Source organism: Saccharothrix deserti (genome assembly GCF_009769385.1).
Lineage (GTDB): Bacteria > Actinomycetota > Actinomycetes > Mycobacteriales > Pseudonocardiaceae > Actinosynnema > Actinosynnema deserti.
This window is the reverse complement of record NZ_VKAB01000030.1, coordinates 99,138-119,577: the sequence shown is the minus strand read 5'-3', so window position 1 is coordinate 119,577 and position 20,440 is coordinate 99,138. Positions and strand designations below refer to the sequence as shown.

Here is a 20,440-nt window from a genome sequence, read left to right as displayed (position 1 = left end):
GTCACCCACCGGCACGAGCCCCACCCGGCAAATGGCCGAACTGCCGAGCGTCTCTGATCAGCTTGGTGATCCTCTGTCGGATGTGGTGTCCGGCGGTGGCTCTGCCCATCGTGGGGGAACGGGCGTGCGGGAGGTCGCCGGAGCAGGTCTGCCCGTCTGTACCGCGCGGTTGCCTGGTCGTGGGCCGACTGCGGACCCGGTGTCTGTCGAACGGGTGAACCGGCGTGGGCCCGGACTGGCGTAACCGGTGAGAGCGCGGGGTGCGATGGCCGAACTTCCCCGAGTGGATCGACGCCGGCCCGCCCGAGGTTCATGCTTGGCGGCGTTGGGCGCTAGGGGGTGCCGGCGTTGGCCGTGGAGTTCTTGTTGCTGGGCCGGGTCGAGGTCCGGGTGGACGGTGCCGTCGTGGACGTCGGGCCGGCTCGGCAGCGTTGTGTGCTGGTGGCGTTGTCGGCCGACGTCGGGCAGGTCGTGTCCGGTGACCAGTTGGTCGACCGGGTCTGGGGCGACCGGGTTCCGCACCGGGCTCGCGGCACGCTGCGGTCCTACCTGTTCCGGCTGCGCCAGGCGTTGGCGGTCGGCGGGGTGGGGATCGTGCGGCGCTCGGGCGGGTACGTCCTGGACGCCGACCCGTTCTCGGTCGACCTGAACCGCTTCGGCGACCTGCTCGCACAGGCCCGAACGGCCACCGACGACCGGGCGCTCGCACTCACCGACGAAGCCCTGCGGCTGTGGCGGGGCGAGGCGTTCGCGGGGTTGGACACGCCGTGGGTCAACGACCTGAGGGACGACCTGGAGGCCAGGCGCGTCGCCACCGAACTGGACCACACCGATCTGCGGCTGCGACTCGGCCGCCACGCCGGGCTGGTGGCCGAGCTGACCTCGCGGGTCGCGACCCGGCCGCTGGACGAACGGCTCGCCGGCCAGCTCATGCTCGCCCTGTACCGCGAGGGACGCCAAGCCGACGCGTTGGCCTGTTACCAGCGGATCCGGCGGCAGCTGGTCGAAGAGATCGGGGCCGAGCCCGGCCAGGCGCTGCGGGAGGTGCACCGGGGAATCGTGTGCTGCGACCCGAAGCTGGACGTCGCGTCGACGCCGGTGCCGCGTCAACTGCCCGCGCCGCCGGGGGTGTTCACCGGTCGGACGCGTGAGCTGGCCGAACTGGACGCGGCCGTCGGTCGTGGCACGGCGGTCATCTCCGCGGTCGGCGGGATCGGCGGCGTCGGCAAGACGTGGTTGGCCCTGCACTGGGCGCACCGCAACGTCGAGCGGTTCCCGGACGGGCAGCTGTACGTCAACCTGCGCGGGTTCGACCCGAGCGGCACACCGACACCGGCCACGATGGCGGTGCGCGGGTTCCTCGACGCACTGGGCGTGGACTCCGCCAGCATCCCCGTCGATCCCGATGCGCAGGCCGCGCTGTACCGCAGTGTGATCGCCGGCAAGCGCGCGCTCGTGGTGCTGGACAACGCCCGCGACACCGAACAGGTCGTCCCGCTGCTGCCGGGCACCGCGACGTGCGCGGTGATCGTGACCAGCCGCCACCGGCTGGGCGCGTTGGTCGCCACGCACGGCGCGCTGCCGGTCAACCTCGACGTGCTCGACGCCACCGAGTCGCGCCACCTGCTCACCGCCCACCTCGGCGCCGAGCGGATCGCCGCCGAGCCCGACGAGGTGGCCGAGCTGCTGGACCTGTGCGCGGGGCTGCCGTTGGCGATCGGCATCGTCGCCGCCCGCGCCGCGCTGTCGGGTCTGCCGTTGCGGGCGCTGGCCGAAGAACTCCACGACACCTCGACGCGGCTGGACGCGCTGGACGCCGGCGAGCTGACGGCCAACCTGCGCGCGGTGTTCTCGTGGTCCTACCGGGCACTCGACCCCGACACCGCCGACATGTTCGCGGTACTCGGTCTGGTGCCAGGCCCGGACATCGGCCTGCCCGCCGCCGCCGCGCTCGCCGGCGTCCCACCGGCACGGGCGCAGGTGCTGCTGAACCACCTGGAGCGAGCCAGCCTGATCCAGCGGCACGCGCCGGGGCGCTACCGGATGCACGAACTCGTCCGCCTGCACGCCGCCGAGGAGGCCTGCCGCCGTGCCGCGGACGTCCGGGACGCCGCCTCGCTGAGACTCGTCGAGTTCTACATCCACACGGCCTACGCGGGCGACCGCCTGCTCGCACCCCACCGCACACCGATCACGCTCCCACCGCCCGGCTGCCCGCCGCAGAACCTGGCCGACGCGGCGGCGGCCATGGCCTGGTTCGACGCCGAGCACGCGAACCTGCTGGCCGTCCAGCGGGCCGCGGCCGAGCAGGGACGGCACGGCCACGTGTGGCGACTGGCCTGGGCGCTGAGCACGTTCCACCGCCTGCAGGGCCACGCGCGGGACGCGTTCGAGGTCTGGTCGGCCGCGGTCCGGGCCGCCGACCAGCTCGGTGACGTCGGCGTCCGGAGCCTGGCCTACCGGTTCCTCGGCGTCGCCTGCGTCCGACTTGGCCGGCACGAGGAGGCGGCGTCGCGGTTGGACTGGTCGCTGGCGCTGGCCGAGAAGCCACTCGACCAGGCCCACACCCACCGGTTCCTGTCGCTGGCGTGGGAGAAGCGCGAGGACTACCGACGGGCGATCGAGCACGCCGACCAGGCCGTGCTCCTGTTCCGGGACCTGGGCGAGTCGGTGTGGGAGGCCGACATGCTGAACTCGGTGGGCTGGTGCGCCGCGCTGCTGGGCGATTACGAGCGGGCGTACGCGCCCTGCCTGGCCTCGTTGAGCCTGTGCCGCCGGCACCAGGACACCGAAGGTGAAGCGGCCGCTCTGGACAGCCTGGGCTACATCGCCCACCGGACCGGACGCCACTCCTCGGCCGTGGACTACTTCCGGTCGGCCGCGGCCGTGTTCCGCGACCTCGGGTACAGCGCCGGCGAGGCCGAGGTCCTGGACCGGCTCGGCCAGGTCTACGCCGACGACGGCCAGGACGGTCACGCACGCGACACCTGGCGACGGGCACTGGAGCTGTACCAGAGCCAGCACCGCGTCACCGAAGCAGAGCGCGTGCGCGCCCGTCTGGCCCCTCTCGACGGGTGAGTCGTCCACCCTCCACCCGTTGTGGATCAGCTGTCCGTGTACTCCCAGCGGGAGCAGCCCACGTTCGCCTCGCAGACCCGGAAGCGGTAGATCTCGTAGCCGTTCTCGGACAACTCGCTGCCGCAGCCGGAGGCACTGCCGTTCGCGTCACCGACGCTGAAGATGCGGGTGGTGCTCCAGGTCTCGTACTCGGCGCGCACGCCGTTGCCGTCCGCCTCGCGGTCGCACGCGGTGATCACGAGGTGGGTGGAGTCGGTGAACGCCTCGTCGCTACCGTGGGTGATGCTCTCTCGGTGAGCGGACGCCGGCGTGGCGACGACCAGCAGAGCCGCGATGACCGAAGCGCCTGCCACCACGAATGACTTGACCTTGCCCATGCGGAGCCTTCCTTCTTGAGTGGTTCCGGAACATCCAGCTCCGGAACCTTGTCCGCACGGGCGTTGAACATCAGTCGCAGAGGCGTTGATTCGCCTGGTCAGAGCGCTCCTGGCGGCTCCTTCGACCTGGGCGTTCGTGGTGGGCGTCGACCTCGCCCACCGGACCGGGGACCGTTCACCTACCGGAAGCGGAAGGCGTTGAGGGCGTCCGGGCGTCGGCCGGTCAGGAAGTAGTCCGTCAGGGCACGGCCCGTGGCGGGGCCGAGGGTGACGCCGAGCATGCCGTGCCCGGTGGCCACGAAGACGTTGTCGTGGCTGGGCGTGCGGTCGATCACCGGGAGCCCGTCGGCCAGGAACGGTCTGCCGCCGACCCAGGGGTCGCGGATGCGTTGCGGCAGGTCGTCGGGGTCGTCGAACCAGCGGCCGAGGTAGTGGCGGCTGCCCAGGGCGATCGCCACGACGCGGCGCCAGTCGAGTTTCCGGTTGTTGCCGCTCAACTCCATGGTTCCGGCGATGCGGGTCGCGCCGTTCATCGGTGACGCGACCACCCTCCGGTCGCCGAAGTACAACGCGTGGCTCGGCGCGGGGTCGAGGTCGATCGAGAAGCTGTAGCCCTTGCCCGCCTGCATCGGCAGCCGCACGCCGAGCTGCGCCAACAGCGGCTGCGACCACATGCCCGCCGCGATCACGACGGCCCGGCACGGCAGCTCGCCCTCGTTCGTCCGCACGGCCGTGACCCCGTCGCCGGTGCTGCGGAAGCCGGTGACCGTGGCGTTCTCCCGGATGTGCCCACCCGCGCCCTTCACCACCCGGGCGAGCGATTCCACCAGCCGCACCGGGTCGACGACGCCCTCACCGCGCACCAGGTACGCCGCCTGGACCGACGGGGACAGCGCCGGGTCGAGCTGGTGCGCGTCCGGTCCGACCGTCACCTGCGAAGGCAGGTCGTAGTGCCCGTCGGCCATCTCACGCTGGACGTCCAGGTGGTGGCGGGCCTCGGTGGCGGACAGGAACGCGTGCACCAGGCCTGGACGCCGCAACGTGGTGTCGACCCCCGCGTCGGTCAGCCCCTCGAACAGGTCGAACGTCGGCTCGTTCAGCGCGGTCACCGCCGCATAACCGCGCCGGAACGCCGACTCGCCGCTGCTGCGCCACAAGCGCCACAACCACACCAGGAACCGGGGGTCGAGGGACGGCCGGAGGTACAGCGGCGACTCCGGCCTGCCCAGTGACCGCAGCGCGTAGTGGGCGACCCCCGGCGCGGGCACGGGCGCGGAATGGCTCAGGCAGACCCAGCCCGCGTTGCCCCACGACGCGCCGGAACCCAACGACGCCCGCTCGATCACCTCCACCGCGACACCGGCGGAGGTGAGGTAGTGGGCGATGCACAGGCCGACCACGCCGCCGCCGACCACGACCACCGGGGCGTCTGCTGTTGACGGCATCGTCACTCTTTCGATTGGTGCGACTGGGAGAAGTGGGTGAGGAACTCACGGGTGCGCGGCTCTCGCGGGTTGCCGAGCACCTGGCCGGGCTCGCCCTCCTCGACGATCCGCCCGCCGTCGACGAACACCACCCGGTCGGCCACGTCCCTGGCGAAGGACAGCTCGTGGGTGACCAGGACCATCGTCATGCCGTCGCCGGCCAGCTCGCGCATCACCCGCAGCACCTCGCCGGTCGACTCCGGGTCCAAAGAGGATGTCGGCTCGTCGAACAGCAGCACGGACGGGCGCAGCGCCAGCGCCCGTGCGATGGCCACCCGCTGCTGCTCCCCGCCGGACATCTGCTCCGGGTACGCCGTGGCCCGGTGCGTCAGCCGCACCCGGCGCAGCAGCCCGACCGCCCGTTCGACGGCTTCCCGCTCCGGAACACCGGCGTCGAGCGGCGCGAGAATCACGTTCTCCACGGCCGTCAGGTGCGGGAAGAGGTTGAACCGCTGGAACACCATGCCCACCGAACGACGCAGCTCAGGCAGGTCGCGGCACACCACCCGCCGGTCGAAGATCGGCTCGCCGTCGACCGCGATGAGGCCGCGGTCGGGTCGTTCGAGCAGGTTCAGGCAGCGCAACAACGTGGTCTTGCCCCCGCCGCTCTGCCCGATGATCGCGGTGATCGTGCTGCGGTGGACCGACAGCGACACGTCGTCGAGCACGAGCCTGCCGCCGAACGACTTGCTCAGCCCGGCGATCGTGAGCACGTCGGTGGCCGTCCGGTTCTCCGTCACCTCGGTCATGCCCGCACCTCCGGCGTAGTGATCTCCTGTGCCGACATCTCCTGGGTAGACATCTCCTGGGCGGACATCTTCCGGTCGAGCAGCGCCTTCGCCGCACGAAGCCTCCGCCGCCGCCCGACCGACAGCGGCGTGCCCGCCTGGATCCGCCGCTCGAACCACAGCAACCCCTGCGACAGCGGGTAGCACAGGACGAAGTAGACGGCCGCGATCACGAGGTAGACCTCCAGGGCGCGGAACGTCGCCGAAGTGATCAACCTGCCCTGCGACATCAACTCGGCTGCCGAGATCGTCACCAGCAGCGACGTGGACTTCAGCAGGTCCACCAGCATGGTGTTCGTGCCCGGCAGGGCCAGCCGCAGCGCCTGCGGGAACACCACCTTGCCGAACGTGCTGATCCGCCGCATGCCCAGCGCCTCGGCCGCCTCCTGCTGACCGCCGTGCACGCCGTTGATGGCCGACCGGAAGATCTCCGACAGGTACGCGGCGTAGAAGATCACCAGGCTGAGCGTCCCGGCCTGGAACGCGTCGAGCTTCAGCCCGATCGAGCCGAGCCCGAAGTAGGTCAGGAAGATGACCGCGAGCAGCGGGACGTTCTTGAACACCTCGGTGTAGAGGACCGCTGGGATCCGCAACGGGCGTGCCGGGCTCAGCCGCATGAGCGCGACCGCGAGCCCCAGCAGTGCCGCACCGACGAAGCCGACCGCGGTGTAGGAGAGGGTCTTCAGCAGACCCTCCCACAGGTCGACGGAGTACTCCGACCACGGAACCTGGAACACGCCTCACTCCTCAGATCGACTCAGATCGACGGTGGGGTCCAGTCGGACGGCCGGTCCACGTCCCGGCGCAGCGGCGCGATGTGCGGCGCGGGCTTGAGGAACTGCTCCGGGTCGCCGCCGTACTTCTCGACCAGCTCCGTCAGCTCGCCGTTGCCGTACATCGCCCGGATCTCCCTGGAGATCGCCTGCTCCAGCGCGGTCGACTCCTTGGGCAGGTAGAAGCTGGTCATGTACGAGCGGAAGTACTCGTACGCCGGTTTCTGCTGCACGTCGGCGTCACTGGGTGGGGTCAGGTACTGGGTCTTGATGCCCAGCTCGGGCCGTGCCTTCTGCGCGGCGATGATGATCAGCGGGTCGAGGAAGCCGACGTCCGCCCGTTCGGCGCCGAGGTCGTCGATCACCCCGTTGCCGTCCGGGTACGCCAGCAGCTGGGCGCCGGGCACGGCCTGGATCGACTTGACCCAGACGTAGCCCTCCACCGTGGCCAGGCGCAGGTTCTCCAGGTCGGAGATCGTCTTGTACTCCTTGCCGGACTTCACCGCCATCGCGGGCGGCGAGTAGTACGGCGGGTCGGTGAACAGGCCCTGCTTCTGCCGGTCCGCCGACCAGGCGACGCCGCCGACGGTGATGTCGACGCGTCGGGACTGGACACCGGCGAGCATGCCCGCGAAGTCGGTGACCTCGGGTTCGACCTTCAGGTTCAGCTTCGCGGCGACCGCGTTGAGGATGTCGCTGTCCAGCCCGCTCAGCTGCCCGCCCTGGTAGTCGGTGTACGGCGCGTACGGTTGGATCGCGACCTTGAGCACGCCGGGCTCGATGGTGCCGAGGTCGCCGGCGCCCCGGTCGGCCGCGTCACCGGACGAACAGGCGGTCAACGCGGCGATCAGCAGGCCGCTCACGGCGAGCGATGCGGTTCTCGACATTGGCGCACGTCCTAACTGGCGATGAGGTTGGGCACACGCTAGGCGTCCGAATGCCGCAGGTCACTGGTTACTCTGACCAGAAGTGCTGGTCCGATCGGCGTGGCCCGCCATACGTTCCGTACAAGAGGTGAGAGTGGTGCTCGCGTCCTCGATCGCCAACGAGATCGCGGTCGACACCAGCGCGATCATCGGCTTCAACGTCCTGATCACCGACCGGGACGGCATCGTGATCGGCAGTGGCGACCCGGAGCGGGTCGGTAGCTTCCACGAGGCCTCGGTCGAGGTGGTGCGCCGACGGCGCGCGATGAGCCACGACCCGGAGGCGGCCCGTCGGCTCAGCGGCGTGGAACCGGGCATCACGCTGCCGCTCGTGCTCAACGGCGAGGCGGTCGGCACGGTGGGCATCACCGGCTCGCCGGGCCAGGTCGAGCGGTTCGGCCGGCTGGTGCGCAACCAGACGGAGCTGCTGCTCCGCGAGTCGGTGCTGCTGTCCTCGCGGCTGTTCCGGGAGAAGGCCGTCGAGGACCTGCTGCGCGACGTGGCGCACTACGACCGGCAGACGGCGGAGCCCGAGCCGCTGACCCTCCGCGCCCACGAACTCGGGTACGACCTGCGGCAACGCCGGGTGGCCGTCGTGGTGGACGTGGAGGCGCCCGCTGAGCCCACGAAGGTCAACCGCGCGCTGCGCCGGGTGTTCGACGATCCGCAGGACATCGTCGGCAGCACGAGTTCCGGCCGGTTCGTCGTGCTGCACCTGGAGAAGACCTCGCTGCCGGACCGGTGCCTCCGGCTGTCGGGCGAGATCGGAACGGACTGCACGGTCGGGATCGGCGGCCGGGCCACGTCGGTCCCCGAACTGCACGACTCGTACCAGGACGCGTCGACCGCGCTCTACCTGGCGGCACGGCTGGGCCGGTCGGCCGGGGTCGTCCACATCGACGACCTGCGCGTGCAGGAACTCGTCGCGTCCAGCGGCCGGCACCTGCGCACCAGGTTCGCGCGGGCACTCCTGGGCGAGCTGCGGGGCCAGACCGACTGGCCGATCCTGCGCCAGACGATCACGGCTTGGTGCGAGTGCGGCTTCAACCTCGTCCGCGCCGCCGCCGAGCTGCGGATCCACCGCAACACGCTGGTCTACCGGCTGAACAAGATCGAGGAGCTGACCGGCCGCAGCACCCGCGACGCCCGTTTCGTGCTCAAGCTCTACCTGGCCTGCGTCGCGGACCACCTGGACTCGCGCGAGCGGACGGTTCCCCGATGAGGGTTGTTTCCACCACGATCGAGTGAAGACATCACCCGCCGCAATTGTGCGGATGCGGGGGAGTCGGGGCGATTCGCATCAGTGGGGCCGGCGCTTGATATACCGTTGCTGATCACTGGCACTGCGACCTGAAGCGGAGATCACGGATGGGCGACCTGACACTCACGGTGGACGCGAGCGCCGCCGACGAGCGTGAACTGCATCGCCTGACCGCGTCCCTGCTCAACGACATCCGCGCGCTCGGCCTGGTCAACGTGGCGAGGTCGGAGGGCGAGGCGCCCGCCGGCAGCAAGTCGGGCTGGTCGCCCCAGCTCACGGAACTCGTCATCACCGGCGTGTTGTCCACCTCGACGATCGCCACCGTGGGCAAGGTCGTGGTCGCATTCGTGAATCGGGCGAAGGACCGCAGCGTCAAGGTCACCCTCGGCGACAAGACGTGGTCGTTCAACGGCATCTCGAAAGCGGACCAGCACGAGCTGGCCCAGATGCTGGCGGCCGGCGAGGACGACCAGGCAGGGCAGTAACGACATGGGTAAGCGCGTTGCGCTGCTGATCGCCACATCGCGTTACCTCGACCCGAAGCTGACGTCGCTGGAATCGGTCGTCGAAGAGGCGAAACACCTCTCGCAACTGCTGCTCGACCCCGATATCGGCGATTTCGACTCCGCTCCGGTCCTGCTCGACCCGTCGAAGAGCGCGGCCGAACGCGCGGTCGAGGAATTCCTGCGTGACCGTGACGTCGATGACGAAGTACTGCTCTACCTGACCGGGCACGGCATCAAGAACGACTACGACCAGCTGTTCTTCGCCGCCAGCGACACCGACCGGAACCGGCCTTACGCCACCGCGGTGCCCGGCGTCGTCCTGCAGCACCTGCTGGAGGAGTGTCGGGCGCGATCGAAGCTGGTCCTGCTCGACTGCTGCTACAGCGGCACGTTCACCCAGCGCCCGACCCAGCGGTCGGGTGACTGGAGCGACGTCAAGCAGCACTTCGGTCAGGGCACGTTCGTCCTCACCGCGTCGAACGAACTCGAATTCGCCTACGAACAGGACAAGCTGTTCTACGACGAACGCCGGCAGCGGGTCTCCGCGTTCACCGACGCGGTGATCAAGGGGATCGGCACCGGCGCCGCCGCCCGGGTGGGTGCGGACTCGATCAACGTCGAAGACCTCTACTCGTTCGTCCGCGACGAGGTGAAGCAGACCGGTCTGAAGCAGACGCCGACGATGAGCAACAAGTCGGAAGGCACCTTCCGCGTGGCCAAGGTGCGGTCACGGCGGATCGTCGTGGACGGCGACTCCGAATCGCCGAGGCTCACCGATCTGCTGCCCCCGGAGCGGCCGGAGGACTACCTCGACCTGATTTCGCCCATCGGTCAGGCCCAGCACAACGGCGGGCGCGTGGACAACGTGCTCCGGATCGATTTCGCCGGCCAGGAGGGGCACCTCGCCGTCGTCGGGCGCATCTACTCCGGCAAGTCCACGCTCGTGCACACCCTGATGAGCGGACTGGCACACGGTCGCACCCCGGAACAGATCAGCTTCTACTGCCTGGACGGCGGCAGCAGCTTCCGAACGCTGGGTACGTTTCCGCACCTCAAAGCGGTGATCGCGCCGTCGAAGCGGCACGAGGTCGAACGGTTGCTCGACTGGCTGATCCAGACCCTGGACGAGCGCGACCGGATGTTCCGAGCCCTGGGCGTCACCAGGACCAACACCTACCGGGAACTCCGCAAGCGCGGCGCGCTGCCGCCGGGTGTGCACGGTGACCTGTTCCTGGTCATCGACGGGTGGGAGCAGTTCCACGACGCCGTGCCGCTGCTCGACGACGCGGTGCACCAGATCGCCAGCTCCGGGCTGCACTTCGGCGTCCACGTGCTCGTCACCGCCCGGCACTGGGCGGAACTCCCGCCCAAGATCACACCGCTGCTGCTCGGACGCGTCGAACTCCAGCTCGACGACCCGCGCGAGTCGAAGATCAGCCCCGAACTCGCGGCGACGCTGCCGGAGCAGCCCGGCTGGGGTCTTTACGCGGGGCGTCGGTTCCTGACCGCGATCACCTTCCACGACGACGACGAGGATCACGTCTCGGACGTGATCCGCAGGCTGAGCGACCCCTCGTTCCCCGGCTGGGACCTGGAGGACAACGAGCCGGAGCCCGAGGAAACGCCGGTCGACGTCCCGGCGCCCACCTTCTTGGAGATGCTGGGCTTCGATGGAGGCACCGAGTCGTTCGACGTGGAGCGAGCGTGGAGTCTTCGGCCTCTTCAAGATCGTTACCGCGTGCCGTTGGGGGTGGACGACCTCGGCAGGCCCGTGATGCTGGACGTCAAGGAAACGGCCATGCAGGGCATGGGCCCACACGGACTCCTCGTCGGCGCGACCGGTTCCGGCAAGTCGGAACTGCTGCGCACGCTGGTGCTGGGCATGTTGGCGACCCACTCGTCGACCTCGCTGAACATGATCCTGGTCGACTTCAAGGGTGGTGCGACGTTCCTGGGCCTGGACAAGGCGCCGCACGTCGCCGCGACGATCACCAACCTGGCGGGTGACCTGACCCTGGTCGACCGCATGAAGGACGCGATCGCCGGTGAGGTCGTCCGCCGGCAGGAAGTGCTGGCCAAGGGCAACTACAAGAACGTGTGGGACTACGAGAAGGCGAGGGAGAACGGCGCCGACCTCGACCCGCTGCCGCTGCTGTTCATCTGCGTGGACGAGTTCTCCGAGATGCTGACGGCGAAGCCGGACTTCATCGAGATCTTCATCCAGATCGGCCGCATCGGGCGCAGCCTGGGCATCCACATGCTGCTGGCCTCGCAGAGCCTGGAGGAGGGCAGGCTGCGCGGTCTGGACGGGTTCCTGTCCTACCGGCTGGGGCTGAAGACGTTCTCCGCCGCGGAGTCGCGTGCCGCGATCGGTGTGCCGGACGCCTACGACCTGCCGCTCATCCCCGGTTCGGGGTACCTGTCCGTGCAGGGCTCGCCGCTGGTCCGCTTCGACGCCGCGTACGTGTCGGAACCGGATGGTCCGGACGGTCGCTCACTGTTGGATGTCATCGTCGACCGTCTGGTCGGGCAGGGGCCGCCGGCGCACGAGGTGTGGCTGCCGCCGCTCAACGAGCCGCCGTCGCTGGACATCCTGCTGCCGCCGTTGCAGGCGACGGAGAATCGCGGTCTGACCGCGCCGGGGTTCTTCGGCAACGGCAGGCTGCAGGTGCCGTTGGGCGTGGTGGACAAGCCGTTCGAGCAGCGGCGCGACCTGCTGTGGGCGGACTTCTCGGGTGCGGCCGGTCACGGTGCGATCGTGGGTGGTCCGCAGTCGGGTAAGTCGACGCTGCTGCGGACGTTGATCACGTCGATGGCGTTGACGCACACGCCCGAGGAAGTGCAGTTCTACTGCCTCGACCTCGGTGGTGGCACGCTGGCCGCGCTGGAGAACCTGCCGCACGTGGGTGGTTTCGCCAGCCGGTTGGACGTGGACAAGGCGCGCCGGATGGTGGCCGAGCTGTCGGGCCTGATCTCCGAGCGCGAGCAGCGGTTCCGGGCGCAGGGCATCGACTCGATGGTCGAGTTCCGCAACCGGAAGCGGCGCGGTGAGATCCGGGACGACAACTTCGGTGACGCGTTCCTGGTCGTGGACGGCTGGATGAACTTCCGGCAGGAGTTCGAGGCGCTGGAGCCGATGGTCCAGGCGCTGGCGGCGCAGGGTCTGTCCTACGGCGTGCACGTGGTCGTGGCGGCGAACCGGTGGGCGGAGATCCGGCCCGCGATGAAGGACCATCTGGGCACGCGGTTCGAGCTGCGTCTCGGTGACCCGAGCGAGTCCGAGGTGGACCGGAGGGTCGCGGTGAACATCCCCGCGGGTCGTCCCGGTCGTGGTCTGTCGCCGCAGAAGCTGCACTTCCTGACCGCGCTGCCGCGCATCGACGCGTCGTCGGACGCGGAGAACGTGGCGGCGGGGGTGCAGGACATGATCGCCAAGGTCAACGTGGCGTGGCGTGGCAGGCGCGCGCCGCAGGTCCGCCTGCTGCCCGACCTGTTGGCGTACGGCGACTTCATGGGTCAGGTGCAGCAGGCCCGGCCGAACCGGGGTCACCTGGTGCCGATCGGTGTCAACGAGGACGAGTTGGCGCCGGTGTACCTGGACTTCGACGCCGACCCGCACTTCATGTGCCTGGCGGACGGCGAGTCGGGCAAGACCAACCTGCTGCGTACCATCGTGCGCGGCATCATGACCGGCTACACCTCGAACGAGGCGCTGATCATGCTGGTCGACTACCGGCGCACGATGCTCGGCTACATCGAGACCGACCACCTGCTGTCCTACGCGGTGTCGTCGGCACAGCTGACGGACATGGTCAAGGACGTGCGGGCTTCGATGCACAAGCGGTTGCCGGGGGTGGACGTCACGCAGGAGCAGTTGAAGAACCGCTCCTGGTGGAAGGGACCGGAGCTGTTCGTGGTGGTGGACGACTACGACCTGGTCGCACCGCAGGGCGGGCAGAACCCGTTGCAGCCGTTGATGGAGTTCATCCCGCAGGCGAAGGACGTCGGTCTGCACATCGTCGCGGTGCGTCGGATGGGTGGTGCGTCGCGGGCGATGTACGACCCGATCCTCGGCAAGCTGAAGGAGATCTCGGCACCGACTCTCGTGGGGTCGGGATCGAGGGAGGAGGGTGTGATCGTGGGCAACCTCAGGCCGTCGCCGCAGCCTCCCGGCCGGGGCACGCTGGTGTCCCGCAAGCTGGGTCAGCAGCGCATCCAGGTGGCGTGGATCCAGCCGGAATAGGCACTCGCCGTTGGCGGAAGCCGACGTTCGCGGCCTCGACGATCGCGCCGACCCACCGGTCGGCGCGCCGTCGGCGACCTGTTCGGACAACAGGGAACCGGTGCTAGCTGGCCGCCCAGCCGTTGTCCACCGGAACGATGGTGCCGTTGACGTTGCTCGCGGCGTCCGAGGCGAGGAACACGATCACGGCGGCCTGTTCGTCCGCGGTCGAGATGCGGCCGATGTTGTGCATGTGCGCGCCGACGACGGCCGGGCCGTGCGCCCTCGGGTCCGGGGTGACCACGAGGTTGGTCTGGGTCCCGCCGGGCGCGATGGCGTTGGCGCGGATACCGGAGTTGCGGTACATGACCGCGACGGACTTGGTGAGCCCGACGACGCCGTGCTTGGAGGCGGTGTAGGCGGTGCCGGCCGCGCTGCCGCGCAGGGCCGCTTCCGAGGCGGTGTTGACGATCGCGCCCTTGCCCTTGGCCAGCATGTGCGGCAGCGCGGCGCGGGTGAGCATGAACGGGGCGGTCAGGTTGACCCTGATGACCGATTCCCACTCCGCGTCCGTCACGTCGGCGGTCGCGGACATCCGGTCCATGATGCCCGCGTTGTTGACCAGCACGTCCACGCCGCCGAAGGTCTCCACGGCCGTCGAGACCACCTCGTCGACCACGGCCTGCTCACTCAGGTCGCCGACCACCGCCACGGCCGTGCCGCCCGCCGCCTGGATCTCCTCGACGACGGCCTTGGCGCCGTCGACGTTGAGATCGGCGACCACGACCTTGGCGCCTTCCTCGGCGAACCGCAGGGCGGCGGCCCGTCCGATGCCCGAACCCGCGCCGGTGACGATGACGCTGCTGTTCTCCAGCCCTGTGCTGCTCATGGTGCCGCTCCCTTGTGCTCCTGCTGAAAGGTCGTCCCAACGCGGTGTGGACGGCATGTCCGCGACTGCGAGGGCAACGTCACCGTAGCAGTTTATGTCGCGATGTGACAGAAAGGCGCAAAGTGACACCATGCTATGTTTCCGGTGGTAGACCGGTAGACAGGTAGGCGCGGGGAGGCGGGATGTCAGGTGGCCACACGACCCCGGTCGGCGGGGCGAACCCGCCGGAGGGTCGGACGGGACGCCCGCCGCTGACCGAGCGGCGCAAGGCGGCGACCCGGCTGGAGATCGCCCGCGAGGCCGTCAGGCTGTTCACCGCCAAAGGTGTCGCCGAGACGTCCGCCGAGGAGATCGCCGCCGCGGCCGGGCTCTCCGTCCGCACGCTGTGGCGGTACTTCCCGACCAAGGAGAGCTGCGTCTGGCCGCTGCTGACCGCCGGGATCGACAACATGGCGCGCGCGTTGCGCACCTGGCGGCCCGGACAGGACATCAGCGAGGTCCTGGACGAGATGGCGCGGACCGGCGACGACATCGTGCAGGACATGCCCACGCTGCTGGTCCTGGTCCGGATGACCCGGACCGAGCCGGGGCTGCGCGCGGTGTGGCTGCAGGCGCACGACGACGCCGAACCGGTGTTCGCCGACGTCTTCGCCGAGCGGGCCGGTGTGCCCGGTGACGACCTGGACACGAGGGTGCGGGCCGCCATGATCAACGGCGCGCTGCGGGCGGCGTTCGAGCACTACGCCTGGCGCGTGGCCGACGCCGGATCTGTGGACGAAGACGGCCTGGCCGAGACGATGCGAGCGGCGTTGCGTGCCGCCACCCGAGGAGTGTCCCACTGACGTGCCGGCTGACAGCGTGGACGCCTCGCCGGGGGTGAGCCCCGGCGAGGCGCCCGGCTGTTTCAGACGCCGGCCGTGACCGTCACGCCGGCGCCGACACGGCGCGGTGTCGCCACGTCGGTCACCAGGTTGCCGGTCGACGTGACCACCAGCCCGGCGCCGGGGCCCCGCTGGTAGTCCAGGCCCACGCCGGTCCCGTTGCCGCGCACCGTGTTGCCGGTGACGGCGAGGTTGCCGGTCCCGTAGTTCACCCGCGTCTCCAGGAACGTCCCCGTCCCGCCGGAGAAGTCGAACACGCGGTTGCCGGACACCGTGGAGGCCGCCTCGCCCTGGAGCGACAGCCGGATGCCGGACTCGCCGAAGTCCTCCAGGTAGTTGTCGGAGATCGAGGAGCCGAACATCCGGTCGGCCCACAGGGCGACGCGGCCCACCCCGTACACGTGGTTGCCGCGCACGAGCCAGCCGGCGGCGTTGTCCAGGCCGATGCCGTCGGTGCCGGAGTCGGCGATCCAGTTGTCCAGCAGCTGCCAGTCGGTGACCGAGTTGCCGGTGTCCTCCGCGTGCACGCCCCGCGCACCCGAGTTCTCCACGTGGTTGCCCGCGATCCGCCCGTTGACCTGGGTGTTCTGCAACGTGGTTCCGTTGGCCGACAGGTTGGTCACCCGGATGCCGTGCCGGGCGGCGTCCCGGACCACCACGTCCTCGACCACCGACTGCCACGAGCGCAGCACGAGCGCGTCGTGGGCGCCGGGGTTGGTGTCGCGTTCGGCCATCAGGGTCAGCGACCGCACCGTCACCGGGTCGCCGGTCCACGTCACGTCGTCCAGGTAGCTGTCGCTGGCGAGCATCGCGTCCAGGTTCGCCCCGGGCGCCTGCCGGATGACGGCACCGCTGCGCGACGCGCCCCGGAGCGTCCGGTCGCCCACGAGCCGGATCGTGCCGTTGATCAGGCACGTCCCCGTCAGCACCACTTCGCCACCGGCGGCGCTACCGCTGATCGCGGCGTTGATCCTCTCGTCGTCACCGGTGTCGTTCGAGCACAGCAACTCGATCCGGTCGTCGCCCCACGCCTGCCCACTCGCCAACAGGACACCCACCAACGCCACCGCCAGCGCGGACCGCAACACCGCGACGCGGTGCGCCGACCGTGGAAACCCCAGTCTGCCGCTCACGAAACCTCCTTTGGTCGCCGTGATGCGCAGTGTGATCGACAGGTGTTGAGGAAAAGTAGAGGAGCGGCGGTCGGCAATGCGGTGTTCCCAACCATCCGGCCCGGAACAGCAAGGGGCCCGGCCGGTTTCTCCGGCCGGGCCCCGTGGTGGTGCGAGGGCTCAGACCGCGCGCCGGAACTGCTGGTTGGTGCCGGAGCCGCAGGTGAACTGGACGAGCTTGGCGTTGTCGGCGGTCGAGGCGTCCTTGACGTCCAGGCACTTGCCGCTGAGGCGGGAGACCAGGCGCACGTAGCCGCTGCCCGCGTCCTGCAGCTGCCACTGCTGGTTGTTCCCGGACCCGCACGGCCACTGGATGATCGCGTTGCCGTCGGCGGTCGAGTTGTTCGCGACGTCGATGCACTTGCCGCTGTGCTTGGCGACGAGCTGGTGGTAGCCGTTGCCCAGGTCCTTGAACCACCACGCCTGGTTCAGGCCGCCGTTGCAGGTGAACTGGGCGAGCTGCACGCCGTTGTCCACGGACTTGCCGGGCACGTCGACGCACTTGCCGCTGTGGCGGGCGGTGACCGCCTCCCACGGTCCGCCGACGCCGGCGACCGTGCCGGTGGCGGTGTCGATGGTGATCTGCGGGAACCAGTCCATGGTCATGGTGGTGTTCGTCGGGAACCGCAGCGGCAGCCAGACGTACCGCGAGGCGTTGACGTTCTGGCCGAAGGAGTTGCCCCAGCGGTCACCCATGTAGAGGTACGAGGTGCCGGAGGTGCCCTGGACCGGCAGTACGTAGGTGGTTTGCGAGCCGTACGCGGTGGCGTCGCCGACGTCCTGCAGCGCGCTCCACGTCCCGGTGACGCTGGAGGCGGTGGCGTACTTCTGCTGGTTGGGGTTCCAGCCGGTGGCGCCCGAGGTGAGCAGGAAGTAGACGCCGTTGCGCTTGAACAGCGCGGGAGCCTCGCGGAGCTGGCCCGCCCACAGCAGCTGGACCCGGCTCTCGACGGTCAGGTAGTCGGCGGTGAGCCGGTACACGTGCAGGTCGCGGTTCTCGCGGGCGGCCGAGATCATGTAGCCGGTGCCGTCGTCGTCCTTGAACAGCGTGATGTCACGGGACATGTGGCCCAGCGGCCGGAAGCTGCCCTGCCAGGAGTAGTCGCCGTCCACGGTGTCGGACACGGCCACGGCGGCGCGGGCCTCGCTGTAGTCGGCGCCGTTCTCCTTGTGCATCCACATGACGTACTTGCCGGTGGTGCTGTTGAAGACCACCTTGGGCCGCTCGATGTTGGCCACGGCCAACTCGGGGTCGGTGGCCTGCGTCAGCACGTGACGCCGGAACTCCCAGTTCTTCAGGTCCGTGGAGCGGTAGGCCGACACGTACCGGAACGTGTTGTCCTCGTTCCGGTTCTCGCCGAACCAGTAGTAGTAGGTGCCGACCTTGATCACGCCGCCGCCGTGCGCGTGCACCACGGCGCCGGTGGTGTCGGTGAACTGGGTTCCGTTGGAGATCGTGACGGTCGCGGCCTGTGCGGTGCCGGTCAGGACTGTCTGCGGGAGCAGACTCATCACCAACGCGACTATCGGCAGCCAAGCACGACGCATGGGCGTTCCCTTCACTCCGGGCTGCCGGCCGCCACAGGCAGCTCAAAGCAGACCGCAACCGAGCAAAACCTGACGGAAACAAACGCTGGCGCACATAAAACGACGCGTGACGTCCCTGTGTCAAGGGTGTAAACAGCCAGATCTCGCCGTCAGTGCCGTGTTTGATTTTGTTCGATTTGCTCCGTCGAATCGGAATCCCGACATTCCACCTGCCCGGCTGGCGCGTTCCTGTCCCGGCGCAGGGCGAGTTCGGCGAGGACGGCGGCACCGTCGGACAGCACTGCGTCGTCGAACTGGGCGAGGGGGGAGTGGTTGTCGGTGGTGCCGTTGCCGGCGCCGAGCAGCACGAAGGCGCCGGGGACCTGCTGGAGGACGCGGGAGAAGTCCTCGCTTCCCGGCAGCGGGTTGGCCAGGGGGCGGAAGCGGTGTTCGCCGAGGACGTCGGTGATCGTGTCGCCGACGAAGGCCGTCTCCCGCGGGTCGTTGACGGTCATCGGGTAGCCGTCGGTGTAGGTCACCTCGGCGCGCAGGCCGTGGGCCTGGGCGATCGACCGGGCCAGGGTGATCGCGGCGTCCTTGGTCCTGGACTTGGCCTGCGCGGAGAACGTGCGCAGGGTGGCTTCGAACCGCGCGGTGTCGGGGATGACGTTGCGGCGGGTCCCGGCGTGGAACGAGCCCACGGTCAGGACCACGGGGTCGAAGATGTCGGACTGGCGCGTGACCAGGGTCTGCAGTGCCGTGACGATCTCGCACGCCACCGGGATCGGGTCCTTCGCGCGGTGCGGCCTGGCGCCGTGTCCGCCGGAGCCGACGACCGTGACCTCCAGCCCGTCGGAGGCGGCCATCGTCGTGCCGGGGCGGGCGGTGAACACCCCGTGCGGCACGGCTGCGCTGAACACGTGCAGCGCGTAGGCGGCGGCCGGTTTCGGGCCCGCGGCGTCCAGCACGCCCTCGGCGATCATCGCGGCCGAGCCGTCCCAGCCCTCCTCGCCCGGCTGGAACATGAAGATCACGTCACCGGCCAGCTCGTCCCGCCGAGCGGCGAGCAGGTGCGCGGCGCCGACCAGCATCGCGGTGTGCATGTCGTGCCCGCACGCGTGCATCGCACCGTCCACGCGGGACGCGAAGTCGAGCCCGGTGCGCTCCTGCACGGGCAGCGCGTCCATGTCGCCGCGCAGCAGGAGCGTCGGCCCCGGTCGGGCGCCGCGCAGCACGCCGGTCACGGAGGTCAGCGCGTCGCCGAGCGACAACTCCAGCGGCAGCCCGTCGAGTGCGGCGAGCACTTTCTCCTGCGTGCGCGGTAGGTCCAGGCCGATCTCGGGCTCGGCGTGCAGGCGGCGGCGCAACCGGACCAGGTCGTCCCGCAGTGCGGCGGCGTCCTCGTGTACTGGCATGGGTGATCTCTCCTCGGGTTCGGGTCGGGTACTTGCCGAGGATCACGTCGGGTGCCACTCTCAAGGCTCAAACTGCCGTAATCGCTCACCAGGACGGCGTTCTGTGCAGGATTCGCTCACGCCCGACGAGACGGACCTCAGGCTCGTCCACGCACTGCAGGCCGCACCCCGCGCGACGTGGCACGAGGTCGGACGGCTGCTCGACATCGACCCGGCCACCGCCGCACGGCGTTGGCAAGGGCTCACCGAAGCGGGGTTCGCGCGGGTCACCGCCTACCCCGACGTGCGGCTGTGGGCGAAGGACCACTGCAACGCGTTCATCGAGCTGGACATCGAACCGGGCGCCCGCGAACACGCCGTCGACGTGCTGTCGCGGCTGCCGCAGATCGCCTCGATCTCGATCATCAGCAGCGGGCGGGACCTGTTCCTGACCCTCCTGACCCCCGATCTCGCGACGCTGTCCCGCGTCGTGCTGCACCAGCTCCAACGGCTGCCGGGCGTGCGCAGGACGCGGACGCACACCGTCACCACCGTCTACGGCGAGGGCAACCACTGGCGGCTCGGCGCGCTGGAGCCCCAGCGTCGTGCGCAACTCGGCCCGCAACCTCCACAGAACGGGAGCGGCGTCGTCTGGAAGCAGCACCACCAGGAGGTGCTGCGCGCGCTGGACGACGGACGCAGACCGGCGGCCGAGATCGCGGCCCGCACGGGCAAGAGCGGGTCCACCGTCCGCCGTTGGCTCAACGAGATGGTCGACAGCAGGCTGCTGTCGCTGCGGTGCGAGGTCGCGCAGCCGATCACGGGGTGGCCGATCGCCGCCACGTTCTGGGCGCGGGTGCCACCCGACGAACTGGACCGCACCGCGACCGCGTTGACCGAACTCCCGGAAGTCCGGCTGTGCGCGGCCGTCACGGGAGCGGACAACCTGGTGATGACGCTGTGGCTGCGATCGCTCGGCGACATCCAGCGCCTGGAGGCGGAACTCGCCAGACGACTGCCCGCACTCACCCTCACCGACCGTGCCGTGACGCTGCGCGCCGTGAAACGGATGGGATGCCTGCTCGACGAGACCGGCCTCATCACCGACGTGGTGCCGATCGACCCGTGGGCGTCCTCGGCCTGACCATCGGGTACTTGGACG

15 protein-coding genes are annotated in these 20,440 nt (G+C 69.8%); 6 read left to right on the top strand and 9 right to left on the bottom strand.

The features are described from left to right. Positions 1-354 precede the first annotated feature (354 nt). Positions 355-3,078, top strand: a complete 2,724-nt coding sequence (locus FM051_RS36490) for an AfsR/SARP family transcriptional regulator (protein WP_338019514.1) — start codon at positions 355-357, stop codon at positions 3,076-3,078. A gap of 26 nt (positions 3,079-3,104) precedes the next feature. Here FM051_RS36490 and FM051_RS36485 read toward each other — a convergent pair whose 3' ends face one another. The 5 genes from FM051_RS36485 to FM051_RS36465 form a co-directional block, all read right to left on the bottom strand. Next, positions 3,105-3,455: a hypothetical protein gene (locus FM051_RS36485; RefSeq protein WP_158851386.1), complete on the bottom strand. Its 351-nt coding sequence runs from the start codon at positions 3,453-3,455 to the stop codon at positions 3,105-3,107. A 179-nt stretch (positions 3,456-3,634) separates the two neighbouring features. Then, positions 3,635-4,900: an NAD(P)/FAD-dependent oxidoreductase gene (locus FM051_RS36480; protein ID WP_158851385.1), complete on the bottom strand. Its 1,266-nt coding sequence runs from the start codon at positions 4,898-4,900 to the stop codon at positions 3,635-3,637. Positions 4,901-4,902: 2 nt separating this feature from the next. Continuing rightward, entirely contained in the window at positions 4,903-5,688 is a 786-nt protein-coding gene (locus FM051_RS36475; RefSeq protein ID WP_158851383.1) for an amino acid ABC transporter ATP-binding protein, read from the bottom strand. After that, complete coding sequence (locus FM051_RS36470) at positions 5,685-6,464, bottom strand: amino acid ABC transporter permease (RefSeq protein WP_158851381.1); 780 nt, start codon at positions 6,462-6,464, stop codon at positions 5,685-5,687. The genes FM051_RS36475 and FM051_RS36470 overlap by 4 nt, the downstream gene beginning before the upstream one ends. A gap of 20 nt (positions 6,465-6,484) precedes the next feature. Continuing rightward, the gene (locus tag FM051_RS36465; protein WP_158851379.1) at positions 6,485-7,387 is read right to left on the bottom strand and encodes a substrate-binding periplasmic protein; all 903 of its coding nucleotides are present in this window, start codon (positions 7,385-7,387) and stop codon (positions 6,485-6,487) included. Between the two features lie 136 nt (positions 7,388-7,523). Here FM051_RS36465 and FM051_RS36460 point away from each other — a divergent pair, with 136 nt between their 5' ends. The 3 genes from FM051_RS36460 (at position 7,524) to eccCb (ending at position 13,436) form a co-directional block, all read left to right on the top strand. Further along, positions 7,524-8,648 (top strand): CdaR family transcriptional regulator, encoded by a 1,125-nt coding sequence (locus FM051_RS36460; RefSeq protein WP_158851377.1) that lies wholly within the window; start codon positions 7,524-7,526, stop codon positions 8,646-8,648. 146 nt (positions 8,649-8,794) lie between these two features. Next, a complete protein-coding gene (locus FM051_RS36455; protein ID WP_158851375.1) occupies positions 8,795-9,172 on the top strand; it encodes a hypothetical protein in 378 nt (125 codons plus the stop codon). Between the two features lie 4 nt (positions 9,173-9,176). Then, positions 9,177-13,436, top strand: a complete 4,260-nt coding sequence (eccCb, locus tag FM051_RS36450) for a type VII secretion protein EccCb (protein ID WP_158851373.1) — start codon at positions 9,177-9,179, stop codon at positions 13,434-13,436. A gap of 103 nt (positions 13,437-13,539) precedes the next feature. Here the strand turns inward: eccCb and FM051_RS36445 are convergent, their stop codons facing one another. Beyond that, positions 13,540-14,304 (bottom strand): SDR family NAD(P)-dependent oxidoreductase, encoded by a 765-nt coding sequence (locus tag FM051_RS36445; RefSeq protein ID WP_158851371.1) that lies wholly within the window; start codon positions 14,302-14,304, stop codon positions 13,540-13,542. A 182-nt stretch (positions 14,305-14,486) separates the two neighbouring features. Between FM051_RS36445 and FM051_RS36440 the strand changes: the two genes are divergently transcribed. Further along, positions 14,487-15,146, top strand: coding sequence for a TetR/AcrR family transcriptional regulator (locus FM051_RS36440; protein ID WP_158851369.1), 660 nt, complete (start codon positions 14,487-14,489; stop codon positions 15,144-15,146). A 62-nt stretch (positions 15,147-15,208) separates the two neighbouring features. On the opposite strand, the gene FM051_RS36435 is transcribed toward FM051_RS36440, so the two are convergent. From FM051_RS36435 to FM051_RS36425, 3 genes are all read right to left on the bottom strand, one after another. After that, positions 15,209-16,318 (bottom strand): right-handed parallel beta-helix repeat-containing protein, encoded by a 1,110-nt coding sequence (locus tag FM051_RS36435; protein ID WP_238412907.1) that lies wholly within the window; start codon positions 16,316-16,318, stop codon positions 15,209-15,211. 159 nt (positions 16,319-16,477) lie between these two features. Next, positions 16,478-17,869, bottom strand: a complete 1,392-nt coding sequence (locus tag FM051_RS36430) for an RICIN domain-containing protein (RefSeq protein WP_202919199.1) — start codon at positions 17,867-17,869, stop codon at positions 16,478-16,480. Between the two features lie 185 nt (positions 17,870-18,054). Next, positions 18,055-19,299, bottom strand: coding sequence for a M20 metallopeptidase family protein (locus tag FM051_RS36425; RefSeq protein ID WP_158851365.1), 1,245 nt, complete (start codon positions 19,297-19,299; stop codon positions 18,055-18,057). Positions 19,300-19,402: 103 nt separating this feature from the next. On the opposite strand from FM051_RS36425, the gene FM051_RS36420 reads away from it, so the two are divergent. Then, positions 19,403-20,422 (top strand): Lrp/AsnC family transcriptional regulator, encoded by a 1,020-nt coding sequence (locus FM051_RS36420; protein ID WP_158851363.1) that lies wholly within the window; start codon positions 19,403-19,405, stop codon positions 20,420-20,422. The last annotated feature ends 18 nt before the right edge of the window (positions 20,423-20,440 follow it).